The sequence below is a fragment of the Amycolatopsis cihanbeyliensis genome, from assembly GCF_006715045.1.
GTDB classification, from domain to species: Bacteria; Actinomycetota; Actinomycetes; order Mycobacteriales; family Pseudonocardiaceae; genus Amycolatopsis; species Amycolatopsis cihanbeyliensis.
Genome location: NZ_VFML01000001.1, coordinates 5,351,594 through 5,377,805 on the forward strand (window position 1 = coordinate 5,351,594; position 26,212 = coordinate 5,377,805).

The window sequence follows — 26,212 nt, forward strand, 5'->3', positions numbered from 1 at the left end:
CACTCCACAGGAAGGAACATCCATGCACACCGTCCGGACCGCGAACTTCCGCGTCACGGGGGTCGACCCACTGCCCGCACCGGCGCGGATCCGGGACGAGATCCCGGTTCCCCTCGCCGCGCAGCAGGTCGTCGACCAGACCCGGCACGACATCACCACGATCAATGAGGGCGAGGACGACCGGCTCGTGGTCGTCACCGGCCCGTGCTCCGTCCACGATCCCGACGCCGCGCTGGCCTACGCCGAGCGGCTCGCCCACCTCGCCCAGGAGGTGTCCGACCAGCTGCTGGTCGTGATGCGGGTGTATGTGGAGAAGCCGCGCACCCGGCTCGGCTGGAAGGGGCTGGTCAGCGACCCGCGGCTGGACGGGTCGCACGATATCCACAGTGGACTGCGGTTGGCCCGCAGCCTGATGGTCCGCATCCTCGACACCGGGCTACCGGTGGGGTGCGAGTTCCTGGACCCCGCCATACCCAGGTACCTCTCCGACGCGGTTTCCTGGGCCTCGATCGGGGCGCGCACCGTGCAGAGCCAGGTGCACCGGCAGTTCGCCAGCGGGCTCAGCATGCCCGTGGGGCTCAAGAACTCCACGACGGGCAGCGTCGAGGACGCGATCGACGCGATCGTGGCCGCCGGTTCCGGGCATGTGTTCCCCGGCATCGACGACGACGGCGCTGCGGCCGTCCTCACCACCAGCGGTAACCCCGACTGTCACATCGTCCTGCGCGGCAGCAGCGCGGGCCCGAACTACGGAGCGGTGCACGTGGCCAAGACCCTGGATCTGCTGGAAGCCGCCGGCCTGCGGCGCAGCCTCTTCATCGACGCGAGCCATGGCAACAGCGGCAAGGACCACAACCGGCAGCCACAGGTGGTCGCGGATCTGGCCGGGCGTATCGGCGAGGGGGAGAGCGGCATCACCGGGGTGATGCTGGAGAGCTTCCTCGCCGCCGGCCGGCAGGACCTCGGGCGCGCCGACCGGCTGTCGTACGGGCAGAGCGTCACCGACGCCTGCGTGGGCTGGGGCCAGACCGTGCACATGATCTCCGAGCTCGCGGACGCGGTCGCGAGCAGGCGGTCGTCCCCGGCGCACCTGTCACTGGTCAGCTGAAACCCGGGTTCTTGTTCAAAAGTCGGGTTATTCGGTTTCGTCACGTGCATCACCGATGCCGTGAACCGCAACGACCTCCCGCCCGTCGCCCACCACCACCCGATCGGTGGCGCCGCGCGCCGCGGTGACCATGGGCCTGGCGGCCCGCGGTCGCTGGGTCGTTCCGAATAGCCCTCCCAACCGAGAGGAATGATTCCGGTGACTACCCCACTTCCACTCGCCCGGTCGCGCTCCGGGCAGCGAACCGGCGAGTCGCAGCGCAACACCATCGACGTCCCGGAAGGGGCCAGGCGGCAGCCCGAGCGGTTCGCGGTGGCCGCGCTGGCCGCACTGATCCACCGCTACACCGGTGAGCTCGGGGTGACGGTCGGCGCCCGCCGACTGCGGGTGCCGGGAGAGGGCACGGTGGGTGAGCTGCTGGCCGCGGCCGCGGCGGCACAGCCGGCCGCGGAACCGGACGGTCACGGGATCGTCGTTCCGGCCGGGGCGGATGTCCCCGAGGTCCCACCCGCGCTGGTCCTGGTCCTTTCCGCGAGCGAGGAGTGGGAGCTGCGCACGGCGCGGGCGGAGTTCCCCGCCGAGGCCGCAGCCCAGTACGCCGGGCACCTGGAACGGATACTGCACGCGCTGGCCGGGGATCCGGCCGTCGCGCTGCGCGATATCGCCCTGCTGGACGCGGCGGAGACCCGGCGGGCCCTGTTCGAATGGAACGCCAATGACGAGGCCGTCCCGGCGCCGTTCCTGCACGAGCTGGTCGCGGAGTACGCCCGCGGCACGCCCGAAGCGGTCGCCGTGGCCCTGCCCGATTCCCAGGTGACCTACCGGGAGCTCGACGAGTCGGCCAACCAGCTGGCGCACCGGCTGGCGAAGCTCGGGGTACGTCCACGGGACCGGGTCGGCGTCTGTTTCCCGCGCGGTGCCGACGCGCTGATCGCGCAGCTCGCCTGCTTCAAGCTGGCGGTCGGCGTGATCCTGATGGATCCGGACTTTCCCGCCGACCGGTTGCGCTTCATGCTCACCGACGCCGAGGCGGCGGCCGTGCTGACCTCACGGGCGGATGAGTCCGCCGTGGACGGTGTATGCAAGGTGATCTCCCTTGACGGCACGGACTGGCGCACCGAGCCGACGACCTTCGATCCCGAACCGGTGACCGCGGACGACATCATCCACATCGGCTACACGTCCGGGTCCACCGGTACGCCCAAGGGCGTCCTGGCGCGCTTCGGCTCCTGCCGTAACCTGATCCACAGCATGCGCGCCGTATGCGAGCTGACCGCCGCCTCCAACGGCACCTGGCTGGCGGCGCCCGGCTACGGCATGATCCAGGTCGAGTGCTTCCCGGTGCTCGCCGCGGGGGCCACCGTGCACATCCCGGAGATTTCCGTGGTCGCCTCGCCGCAGCGGTTGCAGGAGTGGTTGCTGGAAAGGCGAATCGACAGCACCCTGCTGATGAAGCCGATGGCGGAGCGGCTGTGGGGGCTGGACTGGCCGGCGGACACCCCGTTGCGCAACATCCGGGTGTGCGGGGAGCGAATCCAGTCCTGGCCCCCGCCTGGGCTGCCGTTCCGGCTGATCAACCTGTACGGCTCGACGGAGGCCACCACGGTGGCGGGCTGCGACATCACCTCGCTCGGCGCCGAACTCGGCGAGCAGGGGCGTGCCCTCCGGCTGCCGCCGATCGGCAGGCCGATCGCGAACGTCAAGACCTACGTGCTGGACGACGCACTGCGGCCGGTGCCCCCCGGCGTGGCGGGCGAGCTGTGCGTTTCCGGGGACGGGCTGTCGGTGGGATACCTGAACCGGCCGGAGCTGACCGAGCAGCGCTGGATCCCCAACCCGATCGACCCCGCCCGCAGCCCGGTCCTGTACCGCACCGGCGATATGGCGCGATACTGGCCGGACGGCGGCATCGAGCTCATCGGGCGCACCGACAACCAGATCAAGGTGCGGGGCAACACCGTGCATCTCGGCGAGATCGAGGTCGTGCTCACGGCGCAGCCCGGCGTCCGGCAGGCCGCCGTGCTGGCGCACCAGGACGGTCACGGGGACACGCAGCTCGCCGCGTACCTTGAGCCGAGCCCGGGCCTGGTGCCCGCGGTACCGGACATCCGGCGCGCGGTGCAGCAGCGGCTACCCGCGTTCATGGTGCCCGCTTCCTACGTGGTCGGGGTGTTCCCGACCTCGACCAACGGCAAGATCGACCGCACCGCACTGCCCGAACCGCCGCGGTCGCGCCCGGATGTGAACACCCCGTACCAGGAGCCGCGCACCGACCTCGAGCGGACCCTGCGCGACCTGTGGCAGTCCGAGCTCGAGGTGGAGGGCGTCGGGATCCTGGACAACTTCTTCGAACTGGGCGGCGACTCCCTGCGCGCGGCCAGGCTGACCGAGGAACTGCGGGACCGTTACGCCATCGAACTCGAGCTCGGCGACCTGTTCGACGAGCCGAGCGTGGAACGGATGGCGGCGCTGGTACGGCACGCACTTGCCGGTAGGTGAGGACGGCCGGATTCGGTCTTCGCGGGCCGCGGGTCCCATGCGGAAGGATGGCCCCATGGCGGATGGCTCCACGACGATCGAACTCAGCCGGTCCGAACTCCGGGAGGTCGCCGGCTACGCGGTGGCCTGCGCGCTGCCCGCGTTGGCGATCTTCGAACGTGAACGTCCTGACGATCGGCGCCCACGAGCCGCGATCGACGCCGCGCGGGCGTTCGCGGATGGAGGTGAGCGGACCAAGGGGCTCCGGGACAGCGCGTGGGCGGCACAGCGGGCGGCTCAGGTGACCCGCGATGCGGGGCAGGCCGCGGCGAGCGACGCCGCGCGCGCGGCCATCGCCGCGGCCGGTGCGGCGTTCCTCCACCCCCTGGCGAAGGCTACTCAGGTCAAGCACATCCTCGGATCGGCCGCTCATGCCGCACGAGCGCTCGAACTCTCCGCCGGAGACGATCCCGCCGCCGGAGCCGACCATATCGCGCAGTCGCGGATGCTTGCGCCTCCCGCCGTGGTGGACGTACTGCGGCGCTACCCGGTAGCCCCGCGTGGCGGTGGGCGGGTCGGGGAACTGGTCCGTCAGTTGGACGCGTCGCTCCGGTGATCCGGCGGCGCGTCCACAGAAGATCGTCGGGCGGTTCGCCGCTGGCGGAAAGCAGATCCGCGGCCCGGCGAGCCGCCTACGCTGGCCCGGTAACCACGGAAACCTAGGAGACATATGGAAACCATCACCGGTACCGCGGCGGGCGTACCGTTCACGGCACTGCCACCGAGCGGCACCACCGACGGCCCCGCACCGTTGATCGTGACCTGGCACATGCTGGACGCGCCCCGCACGGACGCGGCCTTCGCGGCCGCACTGCCCATGATCGGGGTGCCCGCCTGGCGGGTGCACCTTGGCATGCCGATGTGCGGTGCGCGGATGGTTGATGGCCGCGTCGACGCCGTCATCGAACTCATCCGCAAGGACCCGTTGATGGCGTACCTGACCCCGTTCCTCCACCAGGCCGCCGACGAGTTCCCTGCCGCGCTGGCCGCGCTGCGCGAGCAGCTACCGGTCGACGACGCGCCGGTCGGTGTCCTCGGGGGTTCGCTCGGCGGAGCCGTGGCGCTGAAGTGCTGACCGCGGGGCGGATCCCGATCAAAGCGGTCGCACTGGTCAACCCGGCTGTACGGATGCGGTCCGCTGTCGGGCTCATCGAGGCCGGATTCGGGCAGGCATATTCGTGGACCGACGAGTCCCGCAAGACCGCCGACGAACTGGACTTCGTCGCCCGCGTCGCCGGAGGCGTCACGGCACAACCGCCGTTGCTCCTCGTCAGCGGCGAGCTGGACCATCCGGCGCTTCGGAAGGACGCGGCCGCTCTGGTCGACGCGCTGCGCGAGCAGTACGCGCGCCCGGACGACGTCGAGTTGACGAACGTGCCGGACCTACCGCACCCGCTGGCCGAGGAACCCGGCCTGGAACCGGCCCCGCAACTGCCCACAGCCAAGGCGGTCGACGACATCCTGACCCGGTGGTTCCTCCGGCAGCTCGCCGCGACATGAGCGACATCAGGATCACCGGTAGGGGCTCCAACGGCACCCCGGTGGGGCCGTGCCGGGCCACCACTGTTCGGGCGTGCGCCACCCGTTGCCGCGCGTCGTGGGGGTTGATGCGCAGGATCTCCCGCGCCAGCACGGCCACATCGCGGTAACCCTTCCGTGCGGCGGTGGTGCGGCCGTCCAGTTCGGCCAGGATCGCCAGTTCCCGGGCAGAGAGACCTCGCCGCTGCTGTTCGATCTCGTCCAGCGCGGCCAGGAGTTCCTCCTCGCCCATGCGGGAGGTGTCAACACCGAAAGTCCTGGTCACGAAGCCAGGATACCGCGTGCATCGACCACCCGTTCGACCACGATCGAGTGATTGTTCGGTCGTTTCACTCGTGTCGGAACCACGCGGCCATGGAAGCGCTTCGGCCGCCGAAGGTTCCGCTCAGCCGGTCGATCAGCGGAGGACGAACGGGAGTCTTATGGCCACTTCGCCCAGTTCCGCCCTCTCCGCGTCGGTCGGGGCACGTCGCCCGGTGCCGATCAGCAGCGCGTCCTGGTCGGACAGCGATGTGGGGAACGACGTCCCGGCGATCTTCTCCAGCATCTCGCGGGACCTGGCGAGGCTCTCGGCGGGCGGTGCCGCCGCGCCCGGCAGGTGCGCGATCAGGTCGAGGTGGTGCAGGGTCCATTCCAGGACGTACGCGGAGAGGTAGTTGCCGGCGGTGAGCACCTCGTCCTTGGTGCCGACCCGCAGTCCGGGGTCGGCGAGTTCGGCGGCGCGCCCGGCGGCGGAGCCGACGTCGTCGAGGTGGAACTTCAGCAGCCACGGCTCCTCGTAGGCGGCGGCCAGCCGGACGATCAGCGCGCCGAGCGGGTCGTCACCGGTCGGCGGCGTTGTGGCGACTTCCCAGTAGGTCAGCGCATCCCGGGTCGGTTCCGCCTCGGCGGGGGTCACGAGGGTGATCAGGACGTCCTGAGCGTCGATGATCAGGTGGCACACCAGGTCTCGCACGAGCCAGCCGGTACAGCCGGACGGCTGTGCCAAGTCCTCGTCCTGGAGTTCGGCGACCGCCGTGCGCAACGCCGTCCACGAGCGTGCGAAGTGATCCACAGCCGCAAGCTAGCAGCGCGTTCCCGCCGCCGCGACCGGTTTCGCCACCACCGCGAACGGCGAGAATGCCGTGACGTTGCGGCCTTCGGCCGAGCGTGCGCCACCCATCACCTCGGGCGAACACCTTCCGCGGCAGCGCTACCCGAGCATCTGTTGCAGCTCCCGGTTCTCCGCGCGATCCAGTTCGGCGTCCGCGGTGAGGATCGCCCGCTGCAGATCGCGCAGCCGGGTGGACGGCTCCACCCCCAGTTCGCCGGTCAGCGTGGTCCGCAGCGAGGTGAAGGCGTCCAGCGCCTGCCACTGCCTGCCACACCGGAACAACGAGATCATGTACAGCGCGCAGAGGTTCTCGTTCATCGGATGGCGGGCGGTCAGCATGGCGAGCTCGCTGAGCAGGGTGTGGTGCCTACCGAGGTGCATCTCGGTCTCGATGCGGTTCTCCACCACGTTGAGCCTGCTCTCCTCCAGCCTGGTGACCTCGACCTCCAGCACCTCACCGGTGGGGATGTCGACCAGGGCGGGGCCGCGCCACAGTTCGAGTGCGGCCTTCAGCAGCCGGGCCGCCGATCGGTGGTCGCCGGCCTCGGCGGCCCTCCGGGCCGTCGTGGCGAGCCGTTCGTACTCGTGCACGTCCACCTGTTCGGGCGCGATGTTCAGCAGGTAGCCGTTGAACTGGGTGACCAGCACCTCGCTCGCGCGTGCGCCGAGCTTGCGGCGTAGCTGCATGATGTAGGTGTGCAGCGTGGCTCGCGCGCTACGGGGCGGGCATTCGCCCCACAGCTCCTCGATCAGCGTCCCTACCGGCACCACCTGACCAGGGCGGAGGGCGAGCAAGGCGAAGATCCGCCGCGGCTTCGCCGCGGTCGGCAGCGCCGGGCAGCCGTTCATCGTGGCTGCCAGCGGCCCGAGGACCTTGATCTGCATCGCTGCCTCCTCCGGAATTCGGCTCCGTGCGTGCAGGTCAAGTTGACCGCATCGGCGGGTGCGAACGGCAGTGTGTCGAACACCAGTCTCGGGTGAACTACCCCCGCCCCGAGGTGTGAGGAGTTCATAGTCGCTCGCGTTAAGCGGTAACTACCGGGGCCGTTGCCCGCGCATCAAGAATCACAGCCAGCGTTGCGACACCAACCGACAAGGAGTGCAGACATGTTCGAGAGCCACGCCATCGACGCGTTCGCCCCGGCCGAGGATGCCGACCTGATGATCGAGGAGTTCGACCGCCCGGTCGGCCAGAACCTCGCCGTCGCCGCGTTCTGCTACTGCAGCCGCTCGCGCGGCGCGGTGACCGCGGGGCACGCGCTGGTCGCCGGCTGACCTGTGCGATGGGGGAGCGAGCCATGCAGACACACGAGCGCATCGGGTTCAAACGCCACCTGCGCCCCGAGATCGTTCCCGGGGAGGCGGTCTACCTGTTCGCGGAGGGTGGGGTGACCGCACTACAGGGGCCGCGGGTGGAACTGCTGGCCTCGCTCCTCGACGGGAGCAGGGACGTGCCCGCCCTGTTCCGGGACCTGCCGGACGACCTGCCCCCGGAGCAGGCGGGTCGGTTGCTGGCCCGGCTCGGCGCCGCCGGCCTGATCGGCACACGGGCCGGGGAGGAACCCGGTGACCCGGCCGCGCTCGCCTACTGGGAGGCCGCCGGGCTGGACGCGGTGGAGGCCGTCCGGGACACCCGCGGCGCCCGGGTCCGGGTGCGCTCGGTCGGCGATACCGCACCGGAGCGGGTCGTCTCGGCGCTGCGTCGCGCCGAACTCGACGTGACGGTCGATGCCGCCGGGGCGGCCGCGGACCTCTCCGTGGTGGTGTGCCCCGACTACCTCGCCCCCGAGCTGGAGGCGGTGGACGCCGAACAGCGGCGCGCGGGCAGGCCGTGGCTGCTCGTCAAACCCACCGGTGCCCAGGTCTGGGTCGGACCGATCTTCACGCCGGGCAACGGCGCCTGCTGGCGTTGCCTCGCGACCCGGCTGGCGGCCAACCGGCCCGCCGAGGCACATGTGCAGGCCAGCAGGGGACGGTCCGGTCCGGTGGCCCGGCCGGACCTCGGCCTGCACCCGGTCGCCTCCAGCGCGGGCGAGGTGGCCGCGCTGGAGGCGGCCAAGTGGCTTGCCGGGTACCGGCACCGCGGCCAGCGGGAGATCTGGGCGTTCGACACCTTCGAGCTCAAGGTGAGCCACCACAGGGTGCAGGCCCTGCCGCACTGCCCGACCTGCGGAGACCCGGGCCTCACCCGCAGGCGGGCGCTGCGCCCGGTGACGCTGGAGTCGCGGGTGAAGCGGTCGGTCGACGGCGGCGGGCACCGGGCCGCGTCGCCACAGGAGGTACTCGACCGCTATCGCCACCTGGTCAGCCCGGTCACCGGCGTCATCAGGGACATCCAGCGCGACACGCGGGGGCACGAGCTGTTCAACTCCTACCGCTCCGGCACGAACGTCGCGGCGGCCGCCCCCGGTATCGACGGCCTGCGGTCCACCGTGCGCTGCGACAACGGCGGTAAGGGTGTGACGCCGTTGCATGCCGAGGTCAGCGCACTGTGCGAAGCCCTGGAGCGCTACAGCGGCACCCACCACGGCGACGAGGCCACGGTGCGGGCCAGCTTCCGCGCCCTCGGTGCCGAGGCCGTGCACCCGGACGCCTTCCAGCTCTACCACCCGCACCAGTTCGCGAACCGCGCCACGTGGAACGCCGAGCACGCCTCGTTCCAGCATGTCCCGGAACCCTTCGACGAGGGTGCCGAACTGGACTGGACCCCGGTGTGGTCGATGACCCGGCGGTGCCACCGGCTGCTGCCCACCGGTTCCCTGTACTACGGTGCGCCCGCCCCGGCGTCGATCACGGCGGACTCGAACGGGTGCGCGGCGGGGTCGAGCCGCGAGGACGCGGTGCTGCAGGGTTTGCTCGAGGTGATCGAACGGGACGCGGTGGCGCTGTGGTGGTACAACCGCACGCCGATGCCCGGCTTCGACCTGGCGGCCCTCGGCGACCCGCTCGTCGACGAGCTCCGCGAGGCCTACCGGGAACTGGGCCGCGAGCTGTGGGTGCTCGACCTGACCGCGGACCTCGCGGTGCCGGTGGCGGTGGCGATCACTCGGCGGATCGACGGACCGCGCGAGGACATCATGTTCGGTTTCGGCGCGCATCTCGATCCGCGGCTCGCGGTGCGGCGCGCACTGACCGAACTCAACCAGGCGATGCCCTCGGTCCTCGGCCTGCGTGAACGGGACTGGTCCGGCTTGGATGTCGACCTGCGCCGCTGGTTGCGCACCGCGACGGTGGCGAACCAGCCGTACCTGCTGCCCAGCTCCGTGCGCCCGCTGCCGGGATACCTCCCGACCAAGGACCTGCGTGCCGATGTCCGGCTGCTCCAGGAGCGGCTGGAGGACGCGGGCCTCGAACTGCTCGTGCTGGACCAGACCCGCCCGGATGTGGGGCTCGCCGTGGTCAAGGTCATCGTGCCGGGGATGCGCCACTTCTGGTCCAGACTGGCTCCAGGGCGGCTGTATGACGTCCCGGTACATCTGGGACGGATTGAGCGACCGGCCGCGCTCGACGAACTCAACCCGGTGCCGATGTTCATGTGACCGGCGCTGGTCGGCGCGGCCCTGGCAGAGCTGGAGAAGCGCCATGGCGTCCCATGTCCCCTTTGGACGACCGCTGTTCTCGCTGTTGGAGGACGCCGTTGTGCTTGCCGAAGGCGAGCACAAGTTGACTGTGTGTGGCCCCTGGGGCGATATCGAGGTAACCGACCGGAGCCCGCTGGTGCGCGAGGCACTGCACCGGATGAGTCTCGGGCCGGTGTCGTTGGGGAACATTCCCGCACTGGCCGAGGAGTCCGCCCGGTGGCAGGCGACCGGAACCCGGGGGCCCCGATGGATCCGGCTGAAGCGCACCCTGGACGCGCTGGGTGGGTGCGTGGTGAACTCGCTCGGTCTGTTCGACGGCGGCGGGCCGATCCTGTCCCTGGTCGCCGATGTCCCCGATGCCGTGTTCGACTGCGTTTCGGTGGCCGAGCGGGCGGTGGTCGAGGTCCGTCCCGGGGCGACGATCGAGGACATCGAAGCCGAACAGGTGTTCCGGTGCCGGGGCGTGGCGTACCGGGCGGTGCTGCACCGCTCCCCGGCGACCGAGATCGCGAAGTGCCTGCTGTCCGGCGAGACAACGATTACCGAGGTCGCGGGCGGTCTGCAGGTCGGTCGTCCCGTGGTCGGTGACGTCGTCGCCTACCTCGCCGGAGCCGGCCTTCTTTTGGTCGAGGGTCCCCCGAATGCCCTATCGGGCACATAGGATTCGGCTACCATTGCGCGGAGTGCGGCGCAGTTCCGTGCACGACATGGGGGCCGGTTGTGGCGACGGTGGACAGCGACAACACGGGGCGAGCAGCCGGGCTCGCACCGCGTCTGGCGCTTGTCGTGGTCGCCGTGGTGTTCACCGGCTTCGTCGTGAACGCCTTCCAGTACGTGCTCGCGCAGAGTACGGACCTCTCCCATGTGCTGCCCGCGGCGGCGGCCCTCGCCGCGATGATGTACCTGCAACTGGGCATCTTCAGCGACCCGCACGCCACGCTGCACGGCACCCGCGGCTACCTGGCGCTCGCCGCGCAGGTGGGCCTCGGGTTCGCGCCGATCGTGAGCTACGGCGAGGCGTGGATGGGTCTGCTCGGCTTCGTCGCCGGCGATGCGTTGCTGGTGCTGCGGCCACTGGCCGGCTGGCTCTCCTTCGCCGGGATCGCGGTGGTCAGCGGGGCCATCCGGTGGGATCTGAGCGGTCTCGGCATCGAGACCGGTTACGTGGTCAACCTGACGATGGTGATCGGCCTGGTGGTGTACGGGCTGTCCAGGCTGCGGTCGCTGGTGGCCGAACTGGCCGAGGCGCGTTCGGAGCTCGCCGACCTCGCCGTGGCCGGGGAACGCCTGCGCTTCGCGCGGGACCTGCACGACCTGCTCGGGTTCAGCCTTTCCGCCATTACGCTCAAGGCCGAGCTCACCCACCGGCTGATCGTGCGGCAGCCGGAGCGCGCCACCAGGGAGCTCGCCGAGATCCTCGACATCTCCCGGCAGGCCCACTCCGATGTCCGCACGATCGCGTCCAGTTACCGGGAGCTCTCCTTCGAGGAGGAGCTGGCTTCGGCGGGTTCCGTGCTGACCGCGGCCGACGTGCTCGTCACGGTGCGTGGCGAACCCGGTGACCTGCTCCCGCGGACCAGCACGGTGCTGGCGACGGTGCTGCGGGAGGCCGTCACCAACCTGCTGCGGCACAGCAAGGCGGAGAACTGCGAGATCACCCTGAGTCGCGAGGGCGACTCGGTGTCCGTCGAGATCGTCAACGACGGGGTGCGCGCGATCGCCGACCACGACCGGGACCGCTGCCGGGACCAGGGCAGGGATCAGGGAAACGGCATCGGCAACCTGACCTCCCGGGTCGAGGCGCTCGGCGGAACGCTGTCCGCGGGAGCGTCCGGGGACACCTTCCGCCTGCGCGTCTCGTTGCGGGCCGCGGGCGACGGCACGGCGCCGGCGCCGGCGCCCGAACAGCGGACCACCGAGCGTGGCCCCTCGATGGTGCCCCGCCTCGGCCAGGTGATCGCCGCCGCGGTGTTCACCGGCTACGCGATCAGCGCGCTGGTGTTCGTCGCCGCGGCGAGCCTCGGCCCGCTCGGCACCACCGTGTCCGTGGCGTGCGTGTTGGCCTCGCTGGCCCTGATGGTCGGCTTTTTCAGCCGCCCGAACGCCCCGGTGCACTCGCCGCTCGGCCGCGGCGCCCTGCTCGTTCAGGCGCTGCTGTCCTTCCTGCCGATCGCCGTGGCCGAGGATCCCTATGTCGGCCTGCCGGGGTTCGCCGCGGGCGCCGCGTTGCTGGTGCTGCCCGCCCGCGCCGGGCTTCCGGTCTTCCTCGCCTTCGTGGCGGCGGCCGGTGGCGCGCACTGGCTGCTCGACGGTGACCCGATCGGTATCGTGTACGGGTTCCTGGTCAGCATCAACCAGGGTCTGGTCCTTTTCGGACTGACCAGGCTGATGGCCATGGTGCGGGAGCTGCACGACACGCGGTCCGACCTCGCCGACCTCGTCGTGTTCAAGGAACGGCTGCGGTTCGCCCGCGACCTGCACGACCTGCTGGGGTACAGCCTGTCCGCGATCACGCTGAAGAGCGAGCTCGCCCACCGGTTGGTGGCCAAGGATCCGGAGCGGGCGCAGCACGAGTTGTCCGGGATCCTGGACATCTCCCGGCAGGCGCTCGTGGACGTCCGGGCGGTGGCCTCCAGCTACCGGGAGCTCTCGCTCGACGAGGAGGCGGCATCCGCGCGTGACCTGCTCGCGGCGGCGAACATCGAGGTCACGGTGCGGATGGAACGGTGTGCGCTGCCGCCGAACGTGCGGACCACCCTGGCGACCGTGTTGCGCGAGGGGGTGACCAACGCGCTGCGGCACAGCAACGCGCGGTGCTGCGAGATCACCCTCCGCCGGAAGGGGGACCGGGTGGTCATGGAGATCGTCAACGACGGGGTCCCCGGTGCCGAACCCAGGTGCACCGAAGGCGGAAGCGGCATTCGCAACCTCGCCGCGCGGGTGGCCGTGGTGGGCGGCACCCTGCGCGCCGGGGTCACCGAGGGCAGGCACCGGTTGCTCGCCGAGGTTCCCGGTACCGCGGGGTCGGCCTGACCCTGGCCGCGCTCTCGTTACAACCAGCCCGCGTCGGAGGCGATCCGGATCGCGTCGACCCGGTTGCGCGCGTCGAGCTTGGTCACCGAGGTGGTGAGGTAGTTGCGCACGGTGCCGGGGGAAAGGGACAACGTCCGCGCGATCTCCGGGACGTCGGTTCCCTTGGCGGCAAGGCGAAGCACCTCGAGTTCACGCTCGGTCAGCGGGCATTCGCCCCGATCCCACGCGGCCAGCGCCATCTGGCTGTCCACCACGCGCTTGCCCGCGGCGACGTCGCGAATCGCCGCGGCCAGCTTCGCGGGCGGCGCGTCCTTGAGAATGAAGCCGTCCACCCCCGCGGCGAGCGCGCGGCGCAGGGTGCCGGGGCGGGCCAGGCTCGTCAGCATCAGCGTATGTACCCCGGGCAGGTCGGCTCGGATGGTGGCCGCCGCGGTAAGCCCGTCCAGCACCGGGAGGTCGATATCGATGACGGCGACGTCGGGCTGCTGCTCCCGGACCAGCTCGACAAGGCGGTCCCCGGACTCCACCTCGGCGACCACCTCGATATCGGGCTCGAGCTCGAGCAAGGCGACCAACGCACCACGGACCATGTGCATGTCCTCGGCCAGCAGGACCCTGATCATCGCCGCCGTTCCCCTCCGTCTGCTCGGCTCACCATAGCGTCAGCTCCCGCCTTCACCGCTAAGCAGGTACAGAAAGACCCGGATCGGTATGCAGAATCGCCTGTCGTAACCTGCGCAGTCGTTCGGAAGGGGTGAGACCCAGCCGGTCGATCAGATTGTCGTGCAACAAGCGATATGCCTCAAGTGCGCGCCGTCGCTCTCCACAACGATAGAGGGCGATCATGCGCTGCGCGCAGAAATTCTCGTGCATGGGATGTTGCTCGGTCAGCTTCGCGAGTTCGTCGAGTAGCACCTGATGCCGGCCGAGGCGGAGGTCGGCGTTCATCAGGGCCTCCAGCACCCCGAGCTTGCTCTCCTCCAATCGGGTGACTTCCATGGCCAGCCGGATCCCGATCCGCACGTCGGAAAGCGCCGGCCCGCGCCACACCCCGAGCGCCGAGCGCAACAGGTCGGAGCCCTGCTCGAGCCGGCCCGCCTCGAGCGCGCGATGTCCTCGTTCCGCCAGGTGCTCGTAGCTGTGCACATCGACGGCTACCTCCTGCACGTTCAACAGGTAGCCGCCGTAGGTGGTGACCAGCACGTCCTTGACGGCCGGGTGGCCCGCCGTCTCGACGCGCTTGCGGAGGTGACACACGTAGGTCTGCAATGTGGTCAGCGCGCTCCGCGGCGGGGCCGTACCCCAGAGTTCGTCGAGCAGCGTCGATGCGGTCACGACGTGGCCCGACTGCAGTGCGAGCAACGCGAGTAGTTGGCGCGGTTTGCTCGCGGTCGGTGCTATCGAAGCCCCATTCTGCACCGCGTCCAGCGTGCCGAGCACCTTGATCTCCATGGAATGCTCCTCCCCAGTTACGGTTTCCGATTCGCCCTTCAAGTTCAGCGGAGAGCCGGCCGGGAGGCCACGTATCTCGGCATGAATCGAGGCTGACGCACTACCGGGCCGAGAATGAGAGATTCATGGGGTATACGGTGTGACGCTTTACGTGAGCATCGCGGATATTGCCCAAGAATACCGGTCAGAGCCAGCCCGATTTCCTGGCGATCCGCACCGCGTCGATTCGGTTGCGGGCCTCGAGCTTGGTCGTGACGGTGGTCAGATAGTTACGGATGGTGCCCACCGAGAGGTACAGTGTGTTGGCGATCTCCATCGCGTCCGCGCCCTCCGAGGTCAGCCGCAGCACCTCGAGCTCGCGCGGGGTGAGCGGGCACTGGTCGCCGTCCCACGCGGAGAGGGCGAGCTGGGAGTCGATCACCCGGCGGCCCACCGAGACGGCTCGGATCGCCTCGGTGAGTTGGCTGATGGGCGCGTCCTTGAGGATGAAGCCGTTGACCCGCGCGTCCAGCGCGCGCCGCAGTGTGCCCGGGCGGCCGAGGCTGGTCAGGATGAGGGTACGGGTGCCGGGCGCGACGTCGTGGATCTGCGCCGCCGCGGAAAGGCCGTCGAGGCCGGGAAGGTCGATGTCGAGCACCGCGACGTTGGGTTCCTTCTCCTTCACCGCGGGCACGATTTCGTCGCCATTGGCGATGGACGCGACGACGTCGATATCGTGTTCTAGGCCCAGCAGCGCCACGAGGGCGCCTCGTACCATCTGCACGTCTTCGGCCAGTAATACCTTAATCATCGCGCCCCCATGCGTCGCCGCGATCGTATTACTGATTCTTACATCCCGTGCACAGACTCACAAGAAATTGCGCCGAACGGACGACTGCCTGTCGCCCGAGCGACGGTATCTCGCCGCGGCGAGGTAATCAAAGTGTAGCTGTCAGTAGGGGTTCAAATAGGTTACTTAGCCAAGCTAATTGGTGGCTTTGTTTCGGTACGGGGATGTTCCCGATGCTCGCTTCCCACGCGGGGGAGTGGGCGGGGTGGGCGAGCATCGGGAACAAGTTACGGAATTCAGACGGGCTCCGTGGCCGCCTCGACCTTCGCCGCGGCTTCGGGTGCCGCCGCGGGCTCGGGCTCGGGTTCGGGCGCGACCCACTGCGGCATGGCGCGCATCGGGAGCGCGAACATGACGAGGAAGGTCGCGACCAGGATGCCGGCCACCCACCACAGGGTGTTCTGGAAGGCGGCCACGAAGGCCGGTCCCAGCGTGGCGGGGGTGAGCTGGTCACCCAGCACGCCGAAGAAGAACACCGAGGTCAGGCCGAGGCCGAGCGCCATCCCGAGCTGCTGGGTGGTGCTGATCAGCCCGGAGGCGGAGCCGGAGTGCTGCACCGGCACGTCGCCGAGCACCGCGTTCGCCAGCGGGGCCACGATCAGGCCCATGCCGGCGCCGACGACGATGAGCGGCAGGAACATGTGCCACGAGGCGATCTCTTGACCGAAGAGCTCGGTGGCGCCGAGGTAGAGCAACATCCCCGCGGCCATGATCAACGCGCCGGCCTGGAGCACCTTACGACCGAAACGCGGGACCAGTTTCTCCACCGACACCCCGGCCAGCACCGCGGTGGCGAGCGAGAACGGGATGCCGGTCAAACCGGCCTTCAGCACGCTCCAGCCCAGCCCGACCTGCATGTAGAGCGACCAGACCAGGAAGAAGATACCGCTCACGATGCCGAAGGCGATCTGCACGACGATCCCGGCGGAGAAACTCCTCACCGAGAACAGCGACAGTTCGATGAGGGGAGAGCCGTCCCTGCGGGTCTTCGCGCGCTCGTAGGCCACCAGGCCCACGAAGACCACCACCGACAGCGCCATCGTCACGAACGTCCACGTCGGCCAGCCGATCTCCTCACCAAGGGTGAGCGGGTACAGCAGCATCAGCAGGCCGGCCGTGCCCAGCACCACGCCGACCAGGTCGAGGCGCAGCCGGTACGGCGCCTTGGTCTCCGTGATGTATTTCGCGCCCAGGACCAGCGCGGCGATGCCGACCGGCAGGTTGATCAGGAAGATCGGCCGCCAGGCCAGGTCGAACACGTTCCACGCGGTGAGCAGGGCGCCCAGCAGTGGCCCGGTGAGGCCACCGAGTCCGACGATCGCGCCCCACATGCCGAATACCTTGCCGCGTTCGTGTGGCGGGAACGTGGCATGCACGGTCGACAGGATCTGCGGCACCATGACGGCGGCCGCCGCGCCCTGCAGGATGCGCGACGCGACCAGCATCTCGGCACTGGTGGCCAGCCCGCACAGCGCCGAGGCGAGCGTGAAGGCCCCGACACCGAGCAGGAAGACCCGCTTGCGGCCGTAGATGTCGCCGAGCCTGCCGCCGGTGATCAGGCCGACCGCGAAGGCGAGCACGTAGCCGGCGACGATCCACTGGATCTGGCTGGCCGAGGCGTCCAGCGTCCCGCGGATCGACGGAATGGCGATGTTCACGATCGTGACGTCGAGTAGGTCCATGAAACCGGCGGCCATCATGATGGCGAGGGCGATCCATCGCCTTCGATCCGTCTGACCCACCGCCGGCTGAGGGTTGGTTGTGGTCATGCGCCGATGTTAATGAGCATGGTTCAGAAATGACAGTGAGTCACTCATCAAGGCCGAAGTGAAAATGTAGCGTCCTTCGTATGAATAATTCATACCGCACCCTGTGAACTACACACTTTCGCCAGGTGGACCTGGTTGCTTGAAGCTGTTTTCACGTTTGTGGAAAACACACTACCACTAGAGTAATCCGGTTAACTATATTACGTTGAGTTTCGCAATTGTCGGCCCCAGGAGAGGAGTTACCGTGCTCGCTGACGTGACCGTGGACCTTGCGGAACTGGCCGCGAGGGAGGGCGTGGACATCACCACCGACCCGTTCGCGCTGTACGCCTTGCTGCGCGAGCAGGGCCCGGCTCACCGGGTACGACTCCCGGTGACCGGCGACGAGTGCTGGTTGGTCGTCGGAACCGAGCACGCGCGCGCCGCGCTCGTGGACGAGCGGCTGAGCGGCGACGTGCGTTTCTCTGCGCGCCGGCAGGAAAGCGGGAATATCTCCGTCGGGGTGAACATGCTCCAGGTGGACGCGTTTCAGCACCGGAGATTGCGCGGGCTCATCGCCAAGGAATTCACCGCCCGCAGGGTGCGGGGACTGTATCCACGCGTCCGGCAGCTCACGGAGGAATTTCTCGAGGCCATCGACACCATCGACGCCACCGCGCCGACGGGTGTGGTCGATCTCGTCGAGGCGTTCTCCGTTCCCCTTCCGCTGGCTGTCATCTGCGAGTTGCTGGGCGTGCCGAGGTCGGACCGCAAGGACTTCCACGCGTGGTCGGAGGAAATGCTCAAACCGCGCGGCCCGGAGTCGGCAGGCCGAGCGATGCGGTCGATGACCGAGTTTTTCGTGAACCTCATCGAGCGGAAGAAGAAGCGCGACGGTCACGATCTGCTCAGCGCGTTGATCCGGGTGAACGAGGACGGGGACGGGCTTTCCGACGAGGAACTGCTCGGGATGGTCTTCCTCCTGTTCGTCGCCGGGCACGAGACGTCGGCCAGCCTGATCTCCAACTGCGTGCTGTCCCTGCTGCGCCACCCCGACCAGCTCGCCGCGCTCCGTGCCGACTGGTCCTTGCTGGACGGAGCGATCGAGGAGACGTTGCGGCACAGCGCGCCCGTGCAGGCCTCGGCGTTCCGCTTCGCCACCGAGACACTCACCATCGGAGGTGCCACGATTCCGGCCGGGGAACCGGTGCTGGTCAGCCTGGCCTCGGCGGCTCGGGCGCCGGAGCGGTTCGCCGATCCCGACCGGTTCGACATCCGTCGCCCGCTCGCCGAGAGCCGGGGGCACCTCGCCTTCGGCCATGGCGCCCACCACTGCATCGGCGCGCCGCTGGCCCGCATGGAGGCTTCCATCGCCGTTCGCGCGCTGCTGGAGCGTTACCCCGAACTGCGGATCGACCCCGAGGCCGACGCCCCGGCGGAGGACGTGGTGTGGCGGCCCAACGCCATGTTGCGCGGCCCGAGCAGGCTCGCGCTCCGGACTCGCTGACAGCGCGTCCGACCCGGCGCGGGCCTCGGCCGGTTCGCGGGCCCGCGCCTCGGGACAGCCGGTCAGCTTCCCGTGGCCTCGGTGGGCAGCGCGGCCCACTCGGCCCAGGTCCGCAACCGGGCGGCGTAGACATGCTTGATCATCTCGTTCGGCTGGTCACCGAGAATGACCCGCAGCGGTGGGTTCTCCGCGTCGACGATCCGCAGCAGGGCTGGCCCGATGGTGGCCGGGTCGGACTGCTGGATCTCGACCTCGGCCATCCCGGCCCGCAGCCCGTCGTAGGCGGCGATCGGGGCGGACCAGGTGGCGGAGGCACCGCCCCAGTCGGTGGCGAACCCGCCGGGCTCGACGAGGGTCACCTTGATGCCGAAGCCGGCGACCTCCTGGGCCAGCGATTCGCTGAAGCCCTCCAGCGCCCACTTGCTGGCGTGATAGCCACCCAGCAGCGGGAAGGACATCACCCCGCCCGCGCTGGAGATCTGCACGATGTGGCCGCCGCCCTGCTCGCGCAGGTAGGGCAGCACCTCCTGGGTCACCCACAGCGCACCGAACACGTTGGTCTCGAACTGGTCCCGGACGTCCCGCTCGCTGAGCTCCTCGATGCCGCCGAACAGGCCGTAGCCCGCGTTGTTCACCACGACATCCAGGCGCCCGAAGTGGTCCGCGGCACGCTTCACCGTCTCGGTCACCGCGGCCTTGTCGGTGACGTCCAGCGCCAGCGGCAGGATGGCCTCGCCGTGGGTGTCGACCAGATCGGCGAGTGTCTCGGTATCGCGCGCGGTCGCGGCCACCTTGTCCCCGCGCTCCAGTGCGGATTCGACGAACCGGCGGCCGAAACCGCGGGAGGAACCGGTGATGAACCAGATTTTCTGCATGCTCGACCTCACTTGTTTCCGTGTATCGTCTACGAATTATTCGATTTCGAACGGATGGAAAGCACTACCCTTTTTCCGCTCAGTTCGCCGGCCTCGAGCCCGCGGTGCGCCTCGGCCGCCGCGGAAAGCGGCCGGACCTCCCGCGCGCGTGGCCGTAGCCTGCCCGCGGGCAGCAGCCGGTTGATCGCGACGGCCGCGGCCGCCAGTTCCGCCGAGGTGGCGTGCGAGATGACGAACCCGCGGACCGAGCCGTCCTTCAGGTACAGCCTGCCGGCGGGCAGCACCGGCGCGGTCGTGGCGCCCGCCAGCAGTACGATCCGGCCGCGGTGTGCCAGTACCTCCACCGCCGCGGTGAGATCGTTGCCGCCCGAGGTGTCCAGGTGCAGGTCCACGCCGTCCGGCGCGGCCTTCCTGAGCCGCGAGGTCAGGTCCGGATCGGCGTAGTCGAAGGCGGCGGTGGCGCCCAGCGAGCGGCAGTAGCCCGCGTCCCGGGGCGCGGCGGTGGCGAGGACCCTGGCCCCCGCCTCGACGGCCAGGGTCACCAGTGCGGAGCCGACGTTGCCCGCGGCGCCCGCGACCAGGACCGTTTCCCCTACGCGTAGCCCGCCGTGGGTGAACAGGGCCAGGTGGGCCGTCGCCGCCGGGTGCACCACCGCCACGGCCTCGTAGGGGTCCACCCGCTCCGGCAGCCGGTAGAGCCGGTCGGCCGCGACGACCGCGCGCTCGGCCGCAGCGCCCTGCCTGCCCTCGTGTCCGAGGCTGTTGCCCCACACCGGGTCCCCCGCGGCGAACCCGTGGGCGCCAGGACCGGTTTCCACCACCCGCCCGACGAGGTCCCTGCCGATCACGAAGGGGAAGGGGACCGGGGTGCGGAACCGGCCGGAGCGCACGAAGGTGTCCACCGGGTTGACCGTGGTGGCCTGCACTTCCACGAGCACATCGGTGGGCCCGGGGCGCGGATCGGCGAGTTCTCCGACACGGATCTCCTCCGGGGTGCCGAGGCGTTCGATGTATGCGGCCAGCATGTCCGCCAGCGTGTCACCCTCCGCTCGAGCCGACCTTTAGTCGCCCGGGATTCGCATTCCGAGAAGACATTCTTATCGCGGATCCGTCGCCGTTCCCGCGGTTCCGACCGTACCGTGGTCAGGAATCGTCCTGTCACCGGAAAAGGGGAATGAGTCCATGGCGAAGACATCCGTTGAGAATGCGCCACTGTTCCGACTTTCCGCCGAGATACACGTTGCCGCCCCGCCCGCCGAGGTGTACGCCGTCGTCGGCGACCTGGCCCGCAGTGGCGAGTGGAGCCCGGAATGTGTCGGCGGCTCCTGGGTCTCCGGCGAGCCGGGAACGGTGGGCGCGGTCTTCCGCGGCGAGAACCTGCGCGGCACGGACGTGGTCGCGTGGGCCCCGGTCGTGCGTGGCACCTGGTTCACCGAGTCCGAGGTCGTCGCGGCCGAACCCGGCCGCACCTTCCAGTGGTCCATGCGCACCCACTCCGGCGAGAAGCAGGACAGTGTGTGGGCCTACGACATCGAGGCCCGCGACGGCGGCAGCGTGCTGACACACCGGTTCCGCATGGGCTCGCCCACCGAGGGCATCCGCGGGATCACCGCGGAGATGGACGAGGCGGGAAAGTCGGCCTTCTTCGCCGAGTGGGGCGAGAAGCTCGCCGCCGATCTCGCGGTCACGCTCGAGCGGATCAAGCACGTCATCGAGAACCGGTCCACCGAGGAGAAGGGCTAGCCCCATGTTTCTGCAACGCTTGGGCAACCGCGGCATCCGGCTGGGAACACTCTTCGAACGCGCCGCAGCCAAGCACCCGACCAACGTGCTGGTTCTCGACCACGATCTGGACCTCGCACCCGACCTCGGACGCCGCGCCACGATCGCGGAGGTCGCCGACCTTGTCGACGACCTTGCCGCCCGGCTGTGGGCCGCGCGGGTGCGGCCGGGCGACCGGATGGTGGTGCACAAGTCCAACGGCTTCGACATCACCCTGCTGGCCTGCGCGGCCGCCCGGATCGGTGCCGTGCCCGTGTTGCTCTCGCCCAAGCTGGACGGCGACACCGTCGGCGAGCTGGTGCGTCGCACCGACCGACCGTTCCTGGTCACCGACGGCGCGAAGCTGGCCCGGCTTCCGGGCTCGATCTTCGAGCGGGCGGAACGGGTGCTGCTGACCTCCGGCCGGCACGAGGGCGCCATCGAGCTGGCGAGCCTGGCCGGGGCGGAACGGGTGCCCGCCGTGACCATGCCGCCCGACCACCCGGCGCTGGTCACGCACACCTCGGGCACGACCGGAATCCCGAAGCTCGCCGTGCACACCAGCCGTACCCTGCAGGCGCGCTACCGGCCGCAGCGGGCCGCGATCACCCCGGTACTGCGCGGCCGGGAGACCGTCGCGATCCACGTCTCCTTCGTGCACTCCCGGCTGATGACCGCGCTCGCCATCTCGCTGCTGCGTGGTTTCCCGATCGTGGTGCTGGCCGACTCCGATCCGCGGCGGGCAGCCGACCTGTTCGCCCGGCTGCGTCCCGGGGTGCTCGAGGCCCACCCGAACACCTTCATGGAGTGGGAGGAACTGGCCGACGATCCGCGAGAACCGCTGGCCCGGGTCAAGCTGTTCAGCTCCACCTTCGACGCGATTCACCCGAGGACGGTGCGGAAACTGCTGGCCGCCACCCGCCGCAGGTCGCCGGTCTTCGGGCAGCTGTACGGGCAGAGCGAGGTCGGCCCGGTCGTGGTGAAGGCGTTCACCCCGGGCCGGGTGTCGGACGAGAACGGTCGCTGCGTCGGCATCCCCTTCCCCGGTATGACCGACGTCCGGGTGGTGAGCCGCAACGGGCTGCCTCCCTCACCGGACAACCCCGGCTACATCGAGGTCCGCAGCGACGGTCGGATCGTCACCTACCTCGGCGAGCGGCAACGCTATGACGCGCAGGTCTCCGATGGTGGCTGGTGGCGGATGGGCGATGTCGGCTTCCGCGGCAAATGGGGCTGCGTGCACCTGCTCGACCGCGAGGTCGACCTGATCGACGGCTTCGGCTCGACCCTGGCCGCGGAGGACACCCTCTTCGGGAAGCTGCCCGATCTCGCGGAGGTCGTCATCGTGCCCAGCGCCGGGGGCGCGCCCGTCCCGGTCGTCTGCACCCGGAACAACCGGCCGCTGGACCCGGGGGAGTGGCGAGCCGCGGCGGCGAACCTCCCGCCGATGGCCGAGCCGGTGCAATGGCGCATCGAGGACCTGCCGCAGACCGCGACCACCAAGATCAAGCGATTGGAGCTGGCGCGCCTGCTCGCTTCCGGAAGCCGGGGGGCCGCCTGATGGCCGTGATCGTCATCGCCGGCGGCGGGATCGGTGGGCTGGCGACCGCGCTGGCCGTTGCCGCGGGCGGGCATCGCGCGGTGGTGCTGGAACGCGCCGACCGGTTCGCCGAGATCGGCGCCGGAATACAGTTGGCCCCCAACGGTTTGGACGCACTGGACGCGCTGGGCGTCGGTGCCGAGGTGCGCGGGTCCGCGGTGCACATGGACGAGTTACGGTTCATGGACGGGGTGACCGGGGAGCATGTGACCAGCCTCGAGCTCACCGCGGACTACCGGCGCCGCTTCGCGGGCCCCTATGTGGTCGTGCACCGCGCGGAGCTGCATCAGGTGTTGCTGGACGCCTGCCTCGCGGCCGAGTCCGTGGATCTGGTCGCGGGTGCCACGGTGACCGGGTACGAGCAGGATGAGCGTGGCGCCACCGTGGCGCTCGCGGACGGCAGGCGGATCACCGGCGCCGCGGTGATCGGGGCGGACGGAATTCACTCGGCGATCCGTCGCCAGCTCGTGGCGGACGGCGAGCCGCGCGTGTCGGGTATCACGGTGTACCGCGCGGTCATCCCGATGGAACGCGTGCCGGACCGCCTGCGGTTCGCGCGATCCGTCGTCTGGTGGGCCGGTCCCGGCTGCCATTTCGTGCACTACCCGATCGCGGGCGGCCGGTACCTCAACCTGGCGGCGAGCAGCGACGACGGTTCCACCGAGGCCTTCGCCGGCGTGCCGGTGCGCAAGGAAAGGGTGCGGCGGGAGTTCACCGCACTGGGCGCCGCGCCGCGGGAGCTGCTCGAACTCGGCGACGACTGGAAAACCTGGATGCTCGTGGACCGCGACCCTGTTCTACAGTGGACGGAAGGAAGGGTGGCGTTGCTCGGCGACGCCGCGCACCCGATGCTGCACTACGCGGCGCAGGGCGCGTGCCAGGCACTGGAGGACGCCGTGGTGCTCGGCGCGTTGCTCGAGGGAACCACGAACTCCGCCATCCCGGGGCGCCTGACCGCCTATGTGCGCCTGCGCCGCGAGCGCACCGCGCGGATCCAGCGCATCGCACGGGACAGCACCCGGCTGTGGCATCCCGCGGGGGCCGCCGCCACGGCGCGCAACGCGATGCTGGCCGCGCTGTCGCCCGAACAGCTGCGGGACCACGTCGCCTGGATGCACGGTTTCCGGGTCGCCCAGCCGGGCAAGGAGGTGGCGGCATGACACCCCTTGTGTCAACTCGCGGTAGTCACGGTGACCGCGGAGCGCGCCTTTGGCCGGAGGCCCCGCTGTCGGGGCGGCGGGGCGCGTGTTCTGGTGGCCATGCGCTGGGTCGTGCGGGGCGTCCCGTCGACACGATCGCGGACGCGCGCGGGGCCGCGGAGGAGCGAGCATGACAGGGCAGCGCATCGAGATCGGCATCGTCGGCGCGGGCCCGCGCGGGCTTTCCGTGCTGGAGCGGCTGTGCGCCAACGAACGCGTCATCGCCACGCACGGCGACGTGATCATCCACGTGGTGGACCCGGCCGCGGCGGGCGCGGGCGCGGTGTGGCGCTGGGACCAGTCCCGCCAGCTCCTGATGAACACGGTGGCCGCGCAGATCACCGTGTACACCGATGCGAGTTCCCACATCGCCGGGCCGATCGAGCCCGGTCCCAGCCTGTACGAGTGGGCACGGTCGTTGGCCCTGCTCGGCGGGCCGGGAGACTACGACGAGGAGACACTGGCCGAGGCGCGTGCACTGGGTCCGGACAGCTACCCGACCCGGGCCTTCTACGGCCGGTACCTGCACGATGCCTTCCAGCAGGTGGTGAGCAGGGCTCCGGCCCACGTCCAGGTTCGGGTGTACCGGTCGAGGGCGGTCGCGCTCGCGGACACCCACGGCGTGCCCGGCGGGCCGCAGGGTGTCCGGCTGGCGGACGGCACGAGGCTGCACGGGCTCGACGCCGTGGTGCTGGCGCTCGGTCACGTGCCGGCCAAGCTGTCGGCACGGGAGGCGCGGACGGCGAGCCTCGCCCGCATCCACCACCTGACCTATCTCACCCCGGCGAACCCGGCGGACCTGGATCTCGAGGGGATCCGGCCGGGAGAGAACGTGCTGCTGCGCGGGCTCGGGCTGAACTTCTTCGACCACATGGCGTTGTTCACCACCGGCAGGGGCGGGCGGTTCGAGCGCGGGAACGAGGGGCTGGTGTACCGGGCTTCCGGCAGGGAACCCGCGCTGTACGCCAGCTCCCGGCGCGGGGTGCCGTACCACGCGCGCGGCGAGAACCAGAAGGGCGCGTACGGCAGGTACCTCCCGAGGTTGCTGACGCCGGAGCACGTCACGAGCCTGCGTTCGCGGTCCACCCCGGTGCGGTTCGCCGAGGACCTCTGGCCGTTGATCGCCCGCGAGGTGGAGAGTGTCTACTACGCGGCGCTGCTGGAGGAGCCCGAGCGTGCGGCGTTCCGCACGGCCTACCTCGCGGGCGAGGACTCGGCGCTCGACCGGTACGGCATCGGGCCGGACCGGCGCTGGGACTGGGAGAAGATCGCGCAGCCCTGCCGGAACCGGACGTTCACCGGCCGCGCGGATTTTCATCGCTGGCTGGTGGGCCACCTCGCCGAGGACGTCGCGGCGGCGCGACAGGGCAATGTGGACGGTCCAGTGAAGGCCGCGCTGGACGTGTTACGCGACCTGCGCAACGAGATCAGGCTCGCGGTGGACCACGGTGGCCTGGATGGCAACTCGCACCGCGACGACCTCGAGGGCTGGTACACCCCGCTCAACGCGTTCCTTTCGATCGGCCCGCCCGCTTCCCGGATCGAGGAGATGATCGCGCTGATCGAGGCCGGGGTGCTGACCGTGACCGGACCGGGCACGGTGATCTGCCTGGACGTCGCCGACTCCGCGTTCGTGGCCGCCTCCACCGTCGTGCCCGGCCCGCCGGTGCGGGCGCGGGTGCTGATCGAGGCGCGCCTGCCCGAGCCGGACCTGCGGCGAACCGAGGACCCACTGCTCGAGCACCTGCTCAGCACCGATCAGGCGGCCCCGTACCGCATCGCCGGTACCCACGACACCAGCTATGAGACCGGTGGCCTTGCCGTCACGGAGCGGCCGTACCGGATGATCGACGGGCGCGGGCAGGCGCATCCACGCCGGTTCGCCTACGGGGTACCCACCGAGTCGGTGCACTGGGTCACCGCCGCGGGCATCCGTCCCGGGGTCGACTCGGTGACGCTCGGCGACTCCGACGCGATCGCCAGGGCCGTACTGGCGCTTCCGCCCGCCTCGCAGGTACCGGAGACGGTGCGGCGGGTGCAGCAACCGGACGTCGCCATCGAGCTGACCGGCATCATCGTCTGACCCGGTCCGGTGCTTCCCGTGGTTGCGCGGGCCTGCCGCCCACGGGCGTCCACGGCGAGCCGGCCAGCAGCGCACGCAACCGCAAGCCGCCGATGTGCACCGGCCCGCCGTCGGCGAGCACCCGCAGCGGGCCCAGTACGCCGATCCGCATGCCGTCGCTCTGCCACCGCCGGTGCGGCGGGCCTCGGCAACCAGCGTGGGACCTGCCGGGGTCGGTTGACACCCGCTGATTCCCCGCTGGCTTCGTAGGTATACGGCGTACACTC

21 protein-coding genes and 2 pseudogenes are annotated in these 26,212 nt (G+C 70.1%); 13 read left to right on the forward strand and 10 right to left on the reverse strand.

What is annotated here, in order from left to right; translation table 11 throughout:
- The first annotated feature begins 22 nt into the window (after window positions 1-22).
- From FB471_RS24550 to FB471_RS24565, 4 genes and pseudogenes are all read left to right on the forward strand, one after another.
- Window positions 23-1,108 carry a 3-deoxy-7-phosphoheptulonate synthase gene (locus FB471_RS24550; protein WP_142000713.1) on the forward strand — a complete coding sequence of 362 codons (1,086 nt, stop codon included), beginning with the start codon at window positions 23-25 and terminating at the stop codon, window positions 1,106-1,108.
- A gap of 198 nt (window positions 1,109-1,306) precedes the next feature.
- Window positions 1,307-3,607, forward strand: a complete 2,301-nt coding sequence (locus tag FB471_RS24555) for a non-ribosomal peptide synthetase (RefSeq protein WP_211358131.1) — start codon at window positions 1,307-1,309, stop codon at window positions 3,605-3,607.
- 55 nt (window positions 3,608-3,662) lie between these two features.
- Window positions 3,663-4,202 (forward strand): putative immunity protein, encoded by a 540-nt coding sequence (locus FB471_RS24560; protein ID WP_142000714.1) that lies wholly within the window; start codon window positions 3,663-3,665, stop codon window positions 4,200-4,202.
- Window positions 4,203-4,316: 114 nt separating this feature from the next.
- Window positions 4,317-5,146 (forward strand): annotated as a pseudogene (locus FB471_RS24565) (prolyl oligopeptidase family serine peptidase).
- Between the two features lie 94 nt (window positions 5,147-5,240).
- On the opposite strand, the pseudogene FB471_RS35990 reads toward FB471_RS24565, so the two are convergent.
- From FB471_RS35990 to FB471_RS24580, 3 genes and pseudogenes are all read right to left on the reverse strand, one after another.
- Window positions 5,241-5,417, reverse strand: a pseudogene (locus FB471_RS35990) (hypothetical protein); the annotation flags it as partial.
- Between the two features lie 165 nt (window positions 5,418-5,582).
- A complete protein-coding gene (locus FB471_RS24575; RefSeq protein ID WP_142000716.1) occupies window positions 5,583-6,239 on the reverse strand; it encodes a maleylpyruvate isomerase N-terminal domain-containing protein in 657 nt (218 codons plus the stop codon).
- Window positions 6,240-6,377: 138 nt separating this feature from the next.
- Window positions 6,378-7,163: an AfsR/SARP family transcriptional regulator gene (locus FB471_RS24580; protein ID WP_142000717.1), complete on the reverse strand. Its 786-nt coding sequence runs from the start codon at window positions 7,161-7,163 to the stop codon at window positions 6,378-6,380.
- A gap of 222 nt (window positions 7,164-7,385) precedes the next feature.
- On the opposite strand from FB471_RS24580, the gene FB471_RS34245 reads away from it, so the two are divergent.
- The 4 genes from FB471_RS34245 to FB471_RS24595 all read left to right on the forward strand — a co-directional run bounded on the left by FB471_RS34245 (window position 7,386) and on the right by FB471_RS24595 (window position 12,892).
- Window positions 7,386-7,553 (forward strand): hypothetical protein, encoded by a 168-nt coding sequence (locus FB471_RS34245; protein ID WP_170220921.1) that lies wholly within the window; start codon window positions 7,386-7,388, stop codon window positions 7,551-7,553.
- 23 nt (window positions 7,554-7,576) lie between these two features.
- The gene (locus FB471_RS24585; protein WP_142000718.1) at window positions 7,577-9,817 is read left to right on the forward strand and encodes a TOMM precursor leader peptide-binding protein; all 2,241 of its coding nucleotides are present in this window, start codon (window positions 7,577-7,579) and stop codon (window positions 9,815-9,817) included.
- A gap of 43 nt (window positions 9,818-9,860) precedes the next feature.
- Window positions 9,861-10,520 carry a hypothetical protein gene (locus FB471_RS24590; RefSeq protein WP_142000719.1) on the forward strand — a complete coding sequence of 220 codons (660 nt, stop codon included), beginning with the start codon at window positions 9,861-9,863 and terminating at the stop codon, window positions 10,518-10,520.
- Between the two features lie 68 nt (window positions 10,521-10,588).
- Window positions 10,589-12,892, forward strand: a complete 2,304-nt coding sequence (locus tag FB471_RS24595) for a sensor histidine kinase (protein ID WP_142000720.1) — start codon at window positions 10,589-10,591, stop codon at window positions 12,890-12,892.
- A gap of 17 nt (window positions 12,893-12,909) precedes the next feature.
- On the opposite strand, the gene FB471_RS24600 is transcribed toward FB471_RS24595, so the two are convergent.
- The 4 genes from FB471_RS24600 to FB471_RS24615 all read right to left on the reverse strand — a co-directional run bounded on the left by FB471_RS24600 (window position 12,910) and on the right by FB471_RS24615 (window position 16,942).
- Window positions 12,910-13,515: a response regulator transcription factor gene (locus FB471_RS24600; protein ID WP_142000721.1), complete on the reverse strand. Its 606-nt coding sequence runs from the start codon at window positions 13,513-13,515 to the stop codon at window positions 12,910-12,912.
- Window positions 13,516-13,573: 58 nt separating this feature from the next.
- Window positions 13,574-14,344 carry an AfsR/SARP family transcriptional regulator gene (locus tag FB471_RS24605; RefSeq protein ID WP_142000722.1) on the reverse strand — a complete coding sequence of 257 codons (771 nt, stop codon included), beginning with the start codon at window positions 14,342-14,344 and terminating at the stop codon, window positions 13,574-13,576.
- Window positions 14,345-14,528: 184 nt separating this feature from the next.
- On the reverse strand, window positions 14,529-15,134 hold the full coding sequence (locus FB471_RS24610; protein ID WP_142000723.1) for a response regulator transcription factor: 606 nt from the start codon (window positions 15,132-15,134) through the stop codon (window positions 14,529-14,531).
- A gap of 275 nt (window positions 15,135-15,409) precedes the next feature.
- Window positions 15,410-16,942: an MFS transporter gene (locus FB471_RS24615; protein WP_142000724.1), complete on the reverse strand. Its 1,533-nt coding sequence runs from the start codon at window positions 16,940-16,942 to the stop codon at window positions 15,410-15,412.
- Between the two features lie 244 nt (window positions 16,943-17,186).
- On the opposite strand from FB471_RS24615, the gene FB471_RS24620 reads away from it, so the two are divergent.
- Window positions 17,187-18,428 (forward strand): cytochrome P450 family protein, encoded by a 1,242-nt coding sequence (locus tag FB471_RS24620; RefSeq protein ID WP_211358132.1) that lies wholly within the window; start codon window positions 17,187-17,189, stop codon window positions 18,426-18,428.
- Between the two features lie 62 nt (window positions 18,429-18,490).
- Here FB471_RS24620 and FB471_RS24625 read toward each other — a convergent pair whose 3' ends face one another.
- Together FB471_RS24625 and FB471_RS24630 are read right to left on the reverse strand one after the other, a co-directional pair.
- A complete protein-coding gene (locus FB471_RS24625; protein WP_142000725.1) occupies window positions 18,491-19,303 on the reverse strand; it encodes an SDR family oxidoreductase in 813 nt (270 codons plus the stop codon).
- A gap of 29 nt (window positions 19,304-19,332) precedes the next feature.
- On the reverse strand, window positions 19,333-20,328 hold the full coding sequence (locus FB471_RS24630; protein WP_142000726.1) for an NADPH:quinone reductase: 996 nt from the start codon (window positions 20,326-20,328) through the stop codon (window positions 19,333-19,335).
- 157 nt (window positions 20,329-20,485) lie between these two features.
- On the opposite strand from FB471_RS24630, the gene FB471_RS24635 reads away from it, so the two are divergent.
- The 4 genes from FB471_RS24635 to FB471_RS24650 all read left to right on the forward strand — a co-directional run bounded on the left by FB471_RS24635 (window position 20,486) and on the right by FB471_RS24650 (window position 25,946).
- Window positions 20,486-21,046, forward strand: coding sequence for an SRPBCC family protein (locus tag FB471_RS24635; protein ID WP_142000727.1), 561 nt, complete (start codon window positions 20,486-20,488; stop codon window positions 21,044-21,046).
- A gap of 4 nt (window positions 21,047-21,050) precedes the next feature.
- The gene (locus FB471_RS24640; RefSeq protein WP_142000728.1) at window positions 21,051-22,625 is read left to right on the forward strand and encodes a class I adenylate-forming enzyme family protein; all 1,575 of its coding nucleotides are present in this window, start codon (window positions 21,051-21,053) and stop codon (window positions 22,623-22,625) included.
- Window positions 22,625-23,824, forward strand: coding sequence for an FAD-dependent monooxygenase (locus FB471_RS24645; RefSeq protein ID WP_142000729.1), 1,200 nt, complete (start codon window positions 22,625-22,627; stop codon window positions 23,822-23,824). The genes FB471_RS24640 and FB471_RS24645 overlap by 1 nt, the downstream gene beginning before the upstream one ends.
- A gap of 169 nt (window positions 23,825-23,993) precedes the next feature.
- A complete protein-coding gene (locus tag FB471_RS24650) occupies window positions 23,994-25,946 on the forward strand; it encodes an FAD/NAD(P)-binding protein (RefSeq protein ID WP_142000730.1) in 1,953 nt (650 codons plus the stop codon).
- Here FB471_RS24650 and FB471_RS34250 read toward each other — a convergent pair.
- Window positions 25,936-26,097: a hypothetical protein gene (locus FB471_RS34250; RefSeq protein ID WP_170220643.1), complete on the reverse strand. Its 162-nt coding sequence runs from the start codon at window positions 26,095-26,097 to the stop codon at window positions 25,936-25,938. The genes FB471_RS24650 and FB471_RS34250 overlap by 11 nt on opposite strands.
- Window positions 26,098-26,212: the final 115 nt, after the last annotated feature.